The 14,464-nt window shown below is 48.6% G+C and carries 9 protein-coding genes; 5 read left to right on the forward strand and 4 right to left on the reverse strand.

All coding sequences use genetic code 11. From position 1 onward, the window contains the following. Window positions 1-47: 47 nt before the first annotated feature. The 3 genes from ACUZ8J_RS03050 to uvrA form a co-directional block, all read right to left on the reverse strand. The gene (locus ACUZ8J_RS03050) at window positions 48-1,088 is read right to left on the reverse strand and encodes a M28 family peptidase (RefSeq protein WP_446693027.1); all 1,041 of its coding nucleotides are present in this window, start codon (window positions 1,086-1,088) and stop codon (window positions 48-50) included. Window positions 1,089-1,171: 83 nt separating this feature from the next. Continuing rightward, on the reverse strand, window positions 1,172-1,513 hold the full coding sequence (locus tag ACUZ8J_RS03055; protein ID WP_446693028.1) for a hypothetical protein: 342 nt from the start codon (window positions 1,511-1,513) through the stop codon (window positions 1,172-1,174). A 109-nt stretch (window positions 1,514-1,622) separates the two neighbouring features. Continuing rightward, complete coding sequence (gene uvrA, locus ACUZ8J_RS03060; RefSeq protein WP_011718372.1) at window positions 1,623-4,475, reverse strand: excinuclease ABC subunit UvrA; 2,853 nt, start codon at window positions 4,473-4,475, stop codon at window positions 1,623-1,625. 409 nt (window positions 4,476-4,884) lie between these two features. On the opposite strand from uvrA, the gene ACUZ8J_RS03065 reads away from it, so the two are divergent. The 5 genes from ACUZ8J_RS03065 (at window position 4,885) to ACUZ8J_RS03085 (ending at window position 12,839) form a co-directional block, all read left to right on the forward strand. Continuing rightward, the gene (locus ACUZ8J_RS03065; protein WP_011624151.1) at window positions 4,885-6,252 is read left to right on the forward strand and encodes an MFS transporter; all 1,368 of its coding nucleotides are present in this window, start codon (window positions 4,885-4,887) and stop codon (window positions 6,250-6,252) included. A gap of 107 nt (window positions 6,253-6,359) precedes the next feature. Beyond that, window positions 6,360-7,061 carry a single-stranded DNA-binding protein gene (ssb, locus tag ACUZ8J_RS03070; RefSeq protein ID WP_374918856.1) on the forward strand — a complete coding sequence of 234 codons (702 nt, stop codon included), beginning with the start codon at window positions 6,360-6,362 and terminating at the stop codon, window positions 7,059-7,061. 221 nt (window positions 7,062-7,282) lie between these two features. Then, entirely contained in the window at window positions 7,283-7,876 is a 594-nt protein-coding gene (locus ACUZ8J_RS03075; protein WP_126511988.1) for a hypothetical protein, read from the forward strand. A 289-nt stretch (window positions 7,877-8,165) separates the two neighbouring features. After that, window positions 8,166-10,997, forward strand: a complete 2,832-nt coding sequence (locus tag ACUZ8J_RS03080) for a M16 family metallopeptidase (RefSeq protein WP_446693029.1) — start codon at window positions 8,166-8,168, stop codon at window positions 10,995-10,997. 468 nt (window positions 10,998-11,465) lie between these two features. After that, complete coding sequence (locus ACUZ8J_RS03085; protein ID WP_126511959.1) at window positions 11,466-12,839, forward strand: DUF4397 domain-containing protein; 1,374 nt, start codon at window positions 11,466-11,468, stop codon at window positions 12,837-12,839. 65 nt (window positions 12,840-12,904) lie between these two features. Here the strand turns inward: ACUZ8J_RS03085 and ACUZ8J_RS03090 are convergent, their stop codons facing one another. After that, window positions 12,905-14,329 (reverse strand): LysM peptidoglycan-binding domain-containing protein, encoded by a 1,425-nt coding sequence (locus ACUZ8J_RS03090; protein WP_446693030.1) that lies wholly within the window; start codon window positions 14,327-14,329, stop codon window positions 12,905-12,907. Window positions 14,330-14,464: the final 135 nt, after the last annotated feature.

Genomic DNA, 14,464 nt, shown 5'->3' on the forward strand with positions numbered 1-14,464 from the left:
TGCGTGGATTTTTTTGCCAAAACTGAGCAAGAAACGCGCCACTTCGATTAATTTTTCAAAAAGTCGCCATGGAGTCGTAGGATTTCGAAGGCGGATTCCGTCACCGCCGCGAGAAACACATAGTCCAAAGTGTCGGGAGTATCCTCCGGGGTATGATATTGCGGATGAGTCGGGACGCCAAAGTAGAGCCAAGGGATCTTAGCTTTATGGAAAGGATAATGATCCGAGGCCCTGAGCCAATCAGTGCTCTGGATGCTTCGTCCCACGGGTTTGGGATGACTCAACTTAATACAGAGGCGATTATTCGCGTTTAGCATGGGCCTAAATTGTGGAAACTGATAAAAGTTGCGGCTGCCTTCGAGGTAAATAGCGTAGGGGCGACTCGGGTGGCCAATCATATCGAGGTTGAGCATCAGTTCAAATTGCGCCTCGGGCATGCGTTGTTTGAGTTGCTCGACGAGGGCCGTACTGCCATACAGCCCCGGCTCTTCGGCATCGGTGGCGACAAACATTAAGTTAATGTTGGGCAGCAAATCGGGGGCGGCGCTTAGCTGCGTTTGCCAGTGGGCGGCCAGAGCCAACAGGGCGGCAACACCTGAGGCATTATCATCGGCGCCGTGGTAAATCTTGCTGCCACTCATGCCGAGATGATCGTAGTGAGCCACCACAATGCGCCATCGATGAGTGGGTTGGCGTGCGGGGATTAACGCCATCATATTGCTTCCCGTCTCTTGGCTAAAAAGCGTGGCATAGTCAAAGGGCGCCTCGAAAGTCTCTGCCCAAGGAGTTAGCCCAAGTTGTTGATACTGGCTGTACAGATAGTCGCGTGTCTTGGCGGCGCCTTCCGTTTGGGTTTTACGCCCCATTAATTCTGCGGCGCTGAGTGTTGCTACTGTTTGCTTAAGAGCTTCAGGTTCGGCCCAATTCAATCGAATTGCCTCAGGTGAGCAAGTATATTCGGCGGGTTGATTGGCGCAGGCCGTAAGGCCCAAACACAAGCTAAGGATAGACAAGCGCAATATGCTCAAGCCTATGCGGTGAGACTGGGGGCGAGTGATTGCTATGAGTGGGTGCGCCAGATTGCCCATGGCTATCCTTAAGGTTGGCAATAGGATGATCAATCCTAAGCCTAACAGGGATTTAGCTTGGCTGCATTGGCCGTAATGCTGAATTAGTCTAAGACACGGATCTCGGGGGAGAGTGTCGCCTCTTGATGACGGCTCAAGTTAAAGTGCTCCAAGCCAGAGACTAAATGGGTACGTGAGCAAATGGTAACTTGGGCGTTTTTGGTGAGTCCGCCTTGATCTAAAGTGGTGATCCGGCCATCGGGTAAGGCGAGCAGGCTACTATTGGCTGAGCTGTCTAATACTGTTACCTGTAAACGTGTGGGTTGACCGATAAGCGGATCGACAGCGGCGACAACCAACGCCACAAGCGTTAACCCTAGGCAGGCGATGAGTAATAGATTGGCGCGACTTAAGCTCGTCAAACTCGGGCGATGTGTTGGCAACATGTTCTCCTCGATTGATAACGGCGAATGGCTTGCCTGAGAGGTTTTTTATATCGCGATAGGGTGTAATTACAGCGCCTTGGAGATACCAAGGCGCTGCTGACACTTAATATTATGACTGCTTGGCTAGCTTAGCATCCCGCTCTAACAGTGGTTTTAAGAAGCGCGCGGTATGGGATGTAGGATGCTGCGCCACATCTTCTGGCGTACCCGTTGCTAGGATAGTACCGCCGCCACCGCCGCCTTCTGGGCCTAAGTCGATAATCCAGTCTGCGGTTTTAATCACATCCAGATTATGCTCAATCACCACGATAGTATTGCCGTGGGATTTGAGGCGATGCAGTACATCGAGCAGTAATTGGATATCGGCAAAGTGCAAGCCCGTTGTCGGTTCATCCAGAATATACAAGGTCTTACCCGTATCGCGCTTAGAGAGCTCTTTCGCAAGTTTCACCCTTTGGGCTTCACCGCCCGACAGCGTGGTCGCGCTCTGGCCTAAACGTACGTAGGACAAACCTACATCCATTAGGGTTTGCAGTTTGCGAGCAATGGCTGGCACTGCATCGAAAAACTCCCGCGCATCTTCCACTGTCATTTGCAGCACTTCGTGGATGTTCTTACCCTTGTAGCGCACCTCTAAGGTTTCGCGGTTATAGCGTTTACCCTTACAGGCATCGCAGGGCACATACACATCGGGCAGGAAGTGCATTTCGACCTTAATTAAGCCATCGCCTTGGCAGGCCTCACAGCGACCGCCTTTCACGTTAAAGGAGAAACGGCCCACCTGATAACCGCGGGTACGGGATTCCTGCGTCGCGGCAAAAATCTCCCGAATAGGCGTAAAGATGCCAGTATAAGTGGCGGGGTTAGAGCGCGGAGTTCTACCAATCGGGCTTTGGTCGATATCGACCACTTTATCGCATTGTTCCATGCCGACGATGCGATCGTAGGGTGCGGGCTCATCGACTGTGGCACCGTTGAGTTGCTTATGGGCAATTCTAAAGAAGGTGTCGTTAATGAGTGTCGATTTACCCGAACCCGATACTCCGGTCACGCAGGTGAACAGGCCTACGGGAACCGTTAAGTCGACGTTGCGCAGGTTATTGCCACGGGCGCCATAAAGCTCAATCACTTGTTTGGGATCGTAAGGCGTACGTGGGGTGCTGATATGGATATTGCGTTTGCCCGAAATGTATTGGCCAGTGACGGACTCGTCGCAGGCGACAATTTTCTCAATCGGACCGTCGCAAATCACTTCGCCGCCGTGTACACCAGCGCCAGGGCCGATATCGATAATATGATCCGCAATACGAATCGCATCTTCATCGTGCTCCACCACAATCACTGTATTACCTAAATCCCGCAAGTGGATTAAGGTCTGCAATAACCGCTCGTTATCCCGTTGGTGCAAGCCGATAGATGGCTCGTCGAGCACGTACATCACACCAACCAGTCCTGCGCCGATTTGGCTGGCGAGGCGAATACGCTGCGCTTCACCACCTGAGAGGGTTTCGGCCGAACGCGATAGACTTAAATAGTTGAGGCCGACATTAACGAGGAAGCCTAAGCGATCGCGTACTTCCTTCAATACCTTCTCGGCGATCTGCGCCTTTTGGCCGCTGAACTCGAGTTTGTCAAAGTATTCGAGGGCTTCACCTATCGACCAAACAGTGAGTTTGGGCAGGTTAAGATCGCCAATAAACACGTTACGGGCTTCTTCACGCAGGCGCGAGCCGCCACAGCTTTGGCAGGCTTGAGTGTTGATAAACTTGGCTAATTCTTCGCGTACCGCGTTGCTTTCGGTCTCGCGGTAGCGCCGGTCCATATTATTTAAGATGCCTTCGAAGGGGTGATTACGCACCACCACATCGCCACGGTCGTTGATGTATTTGAAGGCGATACTGTCTTTGCCTGAGCCGTAGAGGACGATTTTTCTCACCTTATCCGACAGCTGTTCGAAGGGCACTTCGACATCGAACTTATAGTGGTCGGCGAGTGAACTCAGCATCTGAAAATAATAGAAGTTACGTCTATCCCAGCCACGAATCGCGCCGCCCGCAAGTGATAACTCAGGATTAGTGATTACTCTGTCGGGGTCGAAAAATTGTTGTACCCCTAAACCATCACAGGTTGGGCAAGCGCCCGCCGGATTGTTAAAGGAGAAAATCCGTGGCTCAAGTTCGGCCATCGAATAACCACAGTGCGGACAGGCAAAATTTGCCGAGAAGATTAATTCTTCAGTGGTGCCTTCATCCATGCTGGCGACCACGGCAATTCCGCCGGAGAGTTCGAGCGCGGTTTCAAAGGATTCGGCGAGACGTTGCTGAATATCGCTGCGGACTTTAAAGCGGTCGACCACCACTTCGATGGTGTGTTTAACGTGTAAATCGAGTGCTGGTGGATCGGTTAAGTCGCAGACTTCACCGTCGATACGGGCGCGGATATAGCCCTGCGCGGATAAGCCTTCGAGCAATTTTACGTGCTCACCCTTACGACCGTTGACTACGGGCGCCAGCAGCATCAAGCGGCTGTCTTCGGGCATTTCTAGCACTTTATCGACCATCTGACTCACGGTTTGCGCCGCAAGCGGTTGGCCGTGAGTTGGGCAGCGTGGTTCGCCCACACGGGCAAACAACAGACGCAGATAGTCGTAAATTTCGGTAATAGTCCCGACGGTGGAGCGCGGGTTATGGGACGTCGATTTTTGTTCGATGGAAATCGCCGGGCTCAAGCCTTCGATATGGTCGACATCGGGCTTTTCCATCAAGCTTAAGAATTGGCGGGCATAGGCAGAAAGAGACTCAACGTAACGTCGTTGGCCTTCGGCATATAAGGTATCAAATGCTAGGGAAGATTTGCCTGAACCCGATAACCCTGTGATAACGATTAACTTATCCCTTGGGATAGTCAGGTTGATATTTTTGAGATTGTGGGTCCGTGCGCCGCGTATTTCAATCTTATCCATCTATCGCTCAAGTCTTATGCTTAAAAAAATGAGCCTAAGTATCGCACAGTTCGGCGGCCGAGTTTAGTCGATTCTGTGATCTTGCTGACACGCCCAATGGGCGCGGTTGTGGGGCAGGTATTGCTGATAAAGGAGATGTAGTTAGCGGATTAACGAAGATTAATCCGTCTATCGGCGGTGAACTTAGCCAAGTTCTGTAAGCATTGAGTTAACTATTTGTAGCCAATGGGCTTTTAGATAAGCCTTAAAAATAAAGGCCTAAGCGTACGCTAACGTGCGAGCATCAGCATTGGCGCGGGGCAAAACTCGCTGTTTTACACTCTCGGCGTGGGCGGTTTTTCCTTTTGAGCAAACGCTTTTGGGTGTGTTAACATGCGCCCCCTAAAAGACTTCAATCCAGGGCAAAATCATGGGTAACAACGGACTTTCAGGAACCGAGAAAAAAGTCGCGTTTTCTTTAGCCAGCGTATTTGGTTTACGTATGATGGGCTTGTTTATGATCATGCCCGTCTTTGCACTCTATGGTCAGCATTTAGAAGGTTTTTCTCCCCTTTGGGTGGGGATTGCCATTGGTGCCTATGGCTTGACTCAGGCCGTTTTGCAGATCCCGATGGGGATTTTATCCGACAAGTATGGTCGTAAACCTGTCATCCTCGCTGGCCTAGTATTGTTCGCCATCGGCAGCTTAATTGCCGCCAATGCCGATACGATTTACGGGGTGGTATTTGGCCGTGCCGTGCAAGGTATGGGGGCGATTGCCGCCGCCGTGTTGGCCTTAGCGGCGGACTTAACCCGAGATGAGCAGCGCACTAAGGTGATGGCCATTATCGGCATGTGTATCGGCGGCTCCTTTGCTTTGTCGTTACTCGTAGGCCCAATTGTGGCGCAGCATTTAGGCTTATCGGGTTTATTCCTGTTAACCGCTGGCCTTGCGGTACTTGGCATGTTGATTGTGCAGTTATTAGTGCCGAATCCGATTTCCCATGCACCTAAGGGCGATACCTTAGCCGCGCCCGCCAAGCTCAAGCGTATGTTGACCGATCCGCAGCTGTTTAGGCTCGATGCGGGTATTTTTATTCTGCACTTAGTGTTAACCGCGGTGTTTGTCGCCTTGCCACTCGATTTAGTCGATGCGGGTCTGGTGAAAGAAAAACATTGGATGCTGTATTTCCCCGCGTTTGTGGGCGCATTCTTCTTGATGGTGCCGTTAATCATCATCGGGGTGAAGCGTAAGAATACTAAGGCAATGTTCCAAATTGCTTTAGTGATCATGATGTTTGCCCTTGCGGCGATGGCGATGTTTTCGAACAACCTCTGGGTATTGAGCGTAGCGGTATTGCTGTTTTTTACCGGCTTTAACTATCTTGAGGCGTCGCTGCCGAGTTTGATTGCGAAATTCTGCCCCGTTGGTGAAAAAGGCTCGGCCATGGGGGTTTATTCAACTAGCCAATTCTTAGGCGCATTCTGTGGCGGTATGCTCGGCGGGGGGGCGTTCCAATTAGTTGGCGCCGTGGGCGTGTTTATCGTCGCGCTGGTATTGATGGGCGTTTGGTTATTATTGACCCTAGGGATGAAAAATCCTGTGCTGCTTAAGAGTTACACCTTAGAAGCTGCCGTGAAAGATAAGGCCCAAGCGCGGGATATGGCGTCGCAGCTGTCACAATTGATGGGTGTGGTCGAAGCGATTGTGGTGCTAGACGAGAAAGTTGCTTACCTCAAAGTTGATGAGCATTTCGATTTAAGAGAAGCCCGAGCTGTGTTAGGCTCTGCTCAATAATATGTGTTATTGCCGCGAGTTTTAGGGAAGCGGATTTTCCCTTGCGGCAACAATTATAAACAACATACTGAATTAATAGATTATTTAAAGAATCGCAGGAGATTTCAATGGCCAGTCGTGGTGTTAACAAGGTAATTTTGGTTGGCAATTTGGGACAAGATCCAGAAGTACGTTACATGCCAAACGGTAACGCAGTCGCTAACATCACAGTAGCGACCAGCGAATCGTGGAAAGACCAACAAGGTCAACAGCAAGAGCGTACTGAATGGCACCGTGTGGTTCTGTTTGGCAAGTTGGCTGAAATTACGGGTGAGTACCTGCGTAAAGGTTCACAGGTTTACCTCGAAGGTAAACTGCAGACGCGTAAGTGGAAAGACCAAAGCGGTCAAGATCGTTACAGCACTGAAGTGGTTATCGACCAAAGCGGTAGCATGCAAATGTTAGGTGGTCGCAACCAAGGCCAAAGTCAAGGCCAAGGTGCACCTATGGGTGGCATGCAACAAAACGCGGGTTACCAAGCGGCACCGGCTCAAACTGCGCCAGCGCAAAACCAATACGCGCCAGCACAGCAAAGTTACCAAGCACCTGCACAGCAGCCACAATCTGGCTACAATCAGCAGCCAGCTCAGCAAAGCTATGGCCAGCAACAGCAATCCCATGCTCAGCCACAGCAAGGTGGTTACGCGCCTAAGCCTGCTGCACCAGCGTATCAAGCACCAGCGGCACCTGCACAACGTCCTGCGCCACAGCCACAGCAAAACTTTACCCCAGATTTGGATGATGGTTGGGACGACGATATCCCGTTCTAATTTTCCTACTTTTACAGTGTAAATAATCGTTTTTTAAAAGCCCTGCCATGTTGTGCAGGGCTTTTTGTTTATATATGGCTTGTCTGTCCTTGAATAATTTTCTTTACGTAGTTGTTAACAGTTGTTGCGGTTTAGGGTAGATTGTTTGGGGCCACTAAAGGGCTTGAACTTTTGAAAATAAATTAACGTTATGACGACTACTAAAAGAAAGGAATTCTTCCATGGAAGATGTAATAAGTCAGGAAAATAATCCATTAAAAAGTGATGAAAAACAAATAACAGTAGATAGCAATATTCAGAGAATACCACTGTTTCACGTTTCTCTTGCTAAATTGACAATTATGTTTGTTGCCACCTTTGGTCTATATCAAATTTATTGGTTTTATAAGCAATGGCAGGCATTAAAAGCGTATTATGATTTAGATGCATGGCCTATTGCTCGATGCATTTTTACGGTATTTTTTACACACTCTTTGTTCGTTTATGTTGATGAATATATTAAAGAAGATAATAGAAGCTATCGTTGGAGTCATTCAGCTTTAGCGACAGTTTACGTTTTACTTATCGTAGTCTCTAGTATTCTTAATAACATTGAAGTTTTACCAACATTTTTTATTTTAATTTCTATTTTTATACCTTTAGCAGTTTTGTATCCATTGTATGAAGCTCAAAAAGCAATTAACTTTGCGCTTGAACCTTTAGACTATGAGGATAATTCAAGTTTAACTTGGTTGAATTGGATATGGATTGCTCTTTTTGGTTTCTATTGGGCTATGGTTATCTATGCATTAACTGTGTTAGTCAGACTTGCTTAATTTAGAATAGAACAGGCTTTAATTAAGCCTGTTCTGAATTGCCAATGTGTGACAGTGTGGCAGAGGAATATTTTATAAAGTTAACAACGAGTTTTTCCTCATATACTTTCAAGTACTAATATTATTTTTTCTTATTAATTCATGGTTTTGATATTTTTGGTACGGTGTAAGGTATTGATTTTGTGACTTAAAGCCTTTTAGCGGCTATAGTAAAAAGTCAATTTATCAGTACTGAGGTTAGCATTTTCTCCGGTTAATGAACCCAATTGGGGGGAGAAAATGAATTTTTATGAATCATTTCAAGCGAATCCAGTTTAAACACCTGTGGCTATGGCTGCTATTTATCAGCGTGGCCTTGCCCTTAAGAGCGGTTGAAGCGCCTTTGTGGCCAGAGTCGGCCGATTTACCCTTAAGTCAACGGGTGCACACAGGCACCCTGACTAATGGGTTGCACTACCTGTTGGTAAACAACAAAACTCCCGAACAGGCGGTTATCGTTCGTATGCGGGTCGATGTGGGATCTGTGATGGAAACGGATGCCGAGCAAGGTCTGGTGCATTTTTTAGAGCATATGGCATTTAAAGGCTCTACCGGGCTCGCGGCGGGGGAGATGATCCCGACATTGCAGCGTTTAGGCTTAAGTTTTGGGGCCGATACCAATGCGGTGACTGAATTTCAGCAGACGGTTTATCAGTTTAATCTACCGAGCAATAGCCAAGATAAAGTCGATACAGCCTTGTTTTTAATGCGCGAAATCGCCGGTAATCTATTGCTTGATCCCGCGCTTATCGAGCGTGAAAAGGCGGTGGTCTTGTCTGAACTGCGTGAGCGCAGCAGCGCCGATTTAGAAAACTATCGTCACCAGTTAGCCTTTTTAATGCCGCAAACAGTGCTATCGCAGCGCTTCCCCGTGGGGGAGGCGACGAGCATTAAAAATGCGAACCGTGAAAAGTTATTATCCCTCTATCAACGTTTTTACACGCCGTCCCGCACCACCTTAATTGTGGTGGGCGATATTGATGTCGGCCGTATCGAGCAAAAGATCAAACAGCAATTTACCGACTGGCAAGCTGCGCCGCAGGCCGCAGGGGGAAAGGCGCAATCTATCGGTGTGGTACAAGCCAAATCTAAGATAGAGGCGAGCGCCTTCTTCGATCCAAGCCTGCAAACCTCGGTTTCTCTGGGGTTGTTAAAGCCTCAACAGCCTAAAGCCGATACCATTGCCCAGCGAGAGCAGGAGATTTTATTAGAGCTTGCCCATGGCATTTTATACCGCCGCCTAGAATCGCAATTACTCCACAGCCAAGGCCTGTACGGCGTTAATCTGCAAATCGGTCCCGAGTATGATATCGCCTACGGCACTCAAATGACGCTGGGCACGCAGGAAAACAACTGGCAACAGGGTATTGCGCTATTGGAGCAAACCCTGCGTCAGGCGCTTGAATTTGGCTTTAGCCAACAGGAAATCGACCAACAACTTAAACGAATGCATAAGGGCTATCAGCTCAATGCTGCTGGTAGCAACACTATTCACAGCGTGAACATTGCCGAAAGCCTAGTGAATGCCGTAGCGAGCAGACGGGTGCCCGTCGAGCCTGAGTGGCAATTGGCATTGTTTGAGACACTGATGCCGAGTATCACGCCGCAAAAACTGCAGCAGTTGTTTCAACAGACTTGGAATGGCACGCCTTATTTGTATTTAACCAGTAATAAGCCCATTGATAATGCTGAAAAACAACTATTAGCCGCCTACAACGCGAGTCAAAAGCAAGCAGTAAAAGCGCCTGAAACCAAAGCTATTGCCGAGTTTGCCTATAGTCAATTTGGTGAGCCGGGGCAGATTGTTGCCGATCAGCGTGATGCCACAACTGGGATCCGTAAGATACAGTTTGCCAATGGTGTACGCCTTAATATCAAGCCAACGGATTTTAATCAGGGCGTGGCGTTAGTGAGCTTAAACATCGGCTTTGGCGAGGTGCCATTCCCCGAGTTAGACGGTTTGTCCTATCTGTTTAACAGCGCCTTTGTGCAGGGCGGCTTAGGCTTACATGACTGGGACAGCATGCGCGATATTTTTGCTGGCCAAGATATCTCGGTGAGTTTGAGTCTGCGTGAGCAGAGTTTTGGTGGCGAGATCAGCACCAATGCTGCCGAGCTTCGCACTCAATTAGGCGTGCTGACGGCATACTTAGTCGACCCCGGTATGGATAAGCAAGCCGAGCAGTTATTCCGTGAGCAAGTGATTGCCGAGCAACAGAGTATTCATAGCAATCCACAATTGGAGTTTTCGAACCAGTTTGCCCGTATTGCCCATAATGGTGATAAACGCTATGGCTATGGTAATCCAGAGGACATCCTCAAACGTCAGTTCGCAGAGCTCGCGCCTAGCTTCCATTCTGCCGTTCAGCAGGGGGCGATTGAACTGGCAATTGTGGGCGATGTGAATGAAGACAAAGCGATTGCTGAAGTGGCGCAAACCTTAGGGGCCATTGCCCGTCAGCCTATCCCTAAGGGGCAGACGATTGTGCCCGTGTTTCCCAAAGTGCCCGCACACATGAGCCTGATGCATTATGGTCAGGTCGATATGGCGGCGCTGGCGCAGGTGTGGCCCACCACGGATATGAGCAATCTTCGTGAACAGATCGGTTTAGGCTTACTCGAACAGGTTTTGAGTATTTTGCTGACCGAAAATGTGCGTGAAAAAGCTGGCGCGAGTTATTCCCCTTCGGCATTCTCATATAATGATTTAAATCCAACGGGTTATGGCTACCTTGGCTTGTTTAGCGTGACAACTAAGAGCATGTTGCCTGAGGTGGCTCAGTATTACGCCGCCGCAGTGAAGCAAGTCCAAGCGCCTGCTGGGATCAGTGAGGATTTACTCAATCGCGCCCGCCAACCTGTGCTGGAGTGGATGCAGATGGCGCCGCAAAATAACAACTTTTGGCTCGATTTAGCCTCAACCGCTCAAAGCCAACCGGAGCGTTTTAGCGCCTTTAATCAAAGGCTGGCGCTGGTGCAACAAATTACGCCTGCGGAGCTAAGCCAGTTGGCGCAGAAATACCTCAAGGATGATAAACGCTTAACCATCGAAACCTTACCTGCACCCGCCACGGCGCAGTAATGAGTCAAGGTTTGGCGCCATAAAGCGTTATGATTTTTAGGCGCTAAGCCGTGGCATCTTGTGGTTATCGAATCTAAGTCGCTTCTTAAACCAAACGGCCCCCGTCATCTCAGTATCACGGGGGCTTTTTTATTGAGTCGGTTTTAGCATCTGCAATATCGATTTGTGTAATTAACATGTCGATGAGCAATGCGAGGTGTAGGACAACCTCTTGTGGGGATTTTCGCCTAAATGCGACTCTCGCCAGCCGATGCGATGGAGGTGAGCTGCAGTGGCGACAGGGCAATTTGTATCAAAAAATCCTGCTAAAAATGCGATTTGTATCAACTTTGATGTTGTTGCTGAAATGTTTGTTAAGTGTTTGAGTTTGTGAAATATTTGTTTGAGTTTTAAGTGGAAATTGCCGTTGTTGTCATTGTATAACTGCGTAGACTGAACTGAATTTTTTGTCTGCTAATGAGGGATACGATGCTCAACAATAAACTAAAAGGATTCGCGGTTTTAACCTTCGCCTGTTTGGGCGTGACCGCTTGTGGTGGCTCCGATAACAATAAAGACGAGGATACCTCGAAGACCGATACCTATGTGCAATTTTACAATGCCTCTGTGGGGAGCACGGCAACTGCACTGAAGATTGGAGATAAAACCTACGAGAGTGTGAATTACGCCGATGCCATGCCAAGGTTCACGTCGACACCCGGCGTGAGTGCCGTCGAGGTAATGGGTAAGGATGCGTCGAACAAAGATATTTCGCTCTATAAAGAGGATATCGATCTAAAAACCGCAACGGATCACTTCTTTGTCTTACATGGGGATTTTGCCTCGCCATCGCTGCTGAATATCAATTACTCCCGCACTGAGTTAGATAAGCAAAATGCCGAAGCGGACAAGAGTAAAATGCAATTATTGATCGCCCATACGGCGATGGATGCGCCGGCCTACGATGCCTATATTGCCAAAGCCGATCAAAGCTTTGCCGATGCTGTGATGCTAGGCAGTGTCGCCTACGGTGAAGTTTCGACACCGCAGATTTTAGACACTGGGGATTACAAGGTTTACCTCGCCCCCGCGGGAACGACCAACGTGAGCTACACCACGGCAAGCATTAACTTTAAGACTAAGGTGCCCTATAAGTTGATTTTACGGGAAAGTTTTGGCGCTTCGGATGCCAAAATCAGCTTAGATAGCGTGGATTCGACCACCAATGTGCGAAACCATGTAGCCCTCGAAAGCAGTGTCGATTTTAGGGTATTCAATGGCTTGGCTGAACATAATGTCGATGTCAAAGTCGTGAGCAACAAGCAAGAAGCCCTATTTAGCAATGTGGCTCCCTTTGGCGTGACGGCTTATCAAGGCGCTGAGTTTAATGACTTTGGCGTGAGCGTGTTTGACCATACTAGCCAAGCTAAACTGCTCGATAATGTGCTGATAACCCTTAATCAGGACGAAATCAAAACCATCTTTATCTACGAGCAAGCCACCGAAGAAGGTAGCCAAGTGAAGGCGATGGAGATGAAGCAAACGCAAACGCCGAGTCCCTACAGCTTCAAGTTTGATATCGTCAGTTTTGCCGACAAGAGTAACCTGACGCTGTACTTCTTAAAGGCGAACGACACCATTGAAACCGCAGCCTATAAGATCAGTGCGGTTAACCCTACTGCGCCGCAGTCGTTAGTGGTGCCAAAAGGTGAGTATTCTATCAAGGTGATTGCGGTAGAAAATGGCACTAAAACAGTAGTTTATGCATCAGAGATGATGGATTTTAATAACGAAGATAATGTCACTATGGTGCTGAATAAGGACGCTTCAACCAGCTTTGGCTATAACCTCGTTAAGCTTTAATCGCTAAATAGATTAGGGGAATAAAAAAGCACTACCTAGGTAGTGCTTTTTCATCTTAACCGTCTTTATTCCGACAGTTTTAGCTCTTGGCCAGGCTTAATAATGCTCTTGGCATTGAGCTGGTTCCACTTCATTAAATCCGCGAGCTTCACTTTGTTTTTGCGCGCGATTTTATCTAACGAGTCACCGGACTTTACCTTATAAGTGCTGGCTTTCGCGGCGGGCTTGTCAGCGGTTTTACTGCTGGTTTTAGCCTTAGTCGATTGAGACGTTGTTTGAACTTTGCTCTGTTTTGGCGTCTCGGTCGAGGCGTTATCTTCGCTTGTCATCGGCGTTAACAGGGTTAACTCTTGGCCGATTTTAATTCTATCGGAGCTGAGGTTGTTTGCCTGCTTTAACTCTTTGACTGAAATGTCAAATTTCGCGGCAATTGTGCCTAGGCTATCGCCGGATTTCACAATATAGCTTTGGCTGTCGTAATGTTTTTGCGCGGACAGCTGGTGCTGATTCTCTTGATATTGGCCGATGTTTTCAATCGGCAGGGCGATTTGATATTTGCCCTTACTTGGGATCACGCTTTGGCGATAACCAGGGTTATAGGTTTTAAACTCCGCCTTAGTGAGTCCCGCAGCATTGGCGATTTGGCTGAGTTCAACGCCGTTAGGTGCAGGTAAACGCTCCAAAAATGGGCGGTTGGCAATCGGCATTACTTTGAGATTGTAATGGCTAGGTGCGCGGATAATTTGAATAAAGGCCAGCCATTTAGGTACGGTTTGCACTTGGCGAGCCGGAATATTCAGCGACCAGAAATCCGTGGGTTTGCCTTTAGCTTTGTTTCTATCGATAGCGGCTTTGATCACTAGCTCGCCACTGTTATAACCCGCAACGGCGTTGATCCAGTCGTTACCTAAGGTGTCGTGTAAGTGCTGTAAATAGTCGAGCACGGCATCGGTCGAGGCCAGTGCATCTTTACGGCCATCGTAGGCCGAGTTGATGGTCAGGCCAAAATTACGTCCCGTCGCAGGGATCATTTGCCAGAGCCCTGCGGGGCCATTTGCCTGAGCGAGCGGGTTATAACCACTCTCAACAATCGGCAGGAGTGCCAGCTCGAGCGGCATGTTGCGGGCTTCGAGTTGGCTGACAATATAGTATAAAAATGGCTCGGCGCGCTGGGTCACCTGAGTCATAAACTTTTGCTTATCATCGAAAAAGTTACGCTGTTTGCGGACTTCGGCATCGTCATGCACATCAATGGTGCGGGCGTGTTGAATTTTTTCCCACACATCGGCGTAACGCTCGTCGATAACTTTCGTTTCAACATGCTGAGGTTGTGCTGTCTCTTCACTATTGCCCTGGGCGTCAGGCAAGGTTGCAGCGTATTCCGTAGGCGACGTTTGCGCCGACGTGGTTGCGCAGCCGCTGAGCTGGCCCATCAAGATGGCGACCACGAGCGCAGCTAAGGCATGGGGTTGGCGAAAGGTTTTCCGCATGATTGTCCTGTAATCTGTGATGACTTGGTATTCCATGATTTGGCACATGCTAATCTGTTTTCGCATTTGTGAATAGCTTTGCTTAAAATTTGACCGCATTGGTTACGTTTAGCTTTGGCGCTAAATACGCTAAGA

Source organism: Shewanella sp. Koi 1, assembly GCF_052907445.1.

Bases quoted from the DNA above. Each gene is read 5' to 3' on its own strand.
- ACUZ8J_RS03050 (WP_446693027.1), bottom strand. From the start codon at position 1,088: ATGGGCAATCTGGCGCACCCACTCATAGCAATCACTCGCCCCCAGTCT.
- ACUZ8J_RS03055 (WP_446693028.1), bottom strand. From the start codon at position 1,513: ATGTTGCCAACACATCGCCCGAGTTTGACGAGCTTAAGTCGCGCCAAT.
- uvrA (WP_011718372.1), bottom strand. From the start codon at position 4,475: ATGGATAAGATTGAAATACGCGGCGCACGGACCCACAATCTCAAAAAT.
- ACUZ8J_RS03065 (WP_011624151.1), top strand. From the start codon at position 4,885: ATGGGTAACAACGGACTTTCAGGAACCGAGAAAAAAGTCGCGTTTTCT.
- ssb (WP_374918856.1), top strand. From the start codon at position 6,360: ATGGCCAGTCGTGGTGTTAACAAGGTAATTTTGGTTGGCAATTTGGGA.
- ACUZ8J_RS03075 (WP_126511988.1), top strand. From the start codon at position 7,283: ATGGAAGATGTAATAAGTCAGGAAAATAATCCATTAAAAAGTGATGAA.
- ACUZ8J_RS03080 (WP_446693029.1), top strand. From the start codon at position 8,166: ATGAATCATTTCAAGCGAATCCAGTTTAAACACCTGTGGCTATGGCTG.
- ACUZ8J_RS03085 (WP_126511959.1), top strand. From the start codon at position 11,466: ATGCTCAACAATAAACTAAAAGGATTCGCGGTTTTAACCTTCGCCTGT.
- ACUZ8J_RS03090 (WP_446693030.1), bottom strand. From the start codon at position 14,329: ATGCGGAAAACCTTTCGCCAACCCCATGCCTTAGCTGCGCTCGTGGTC.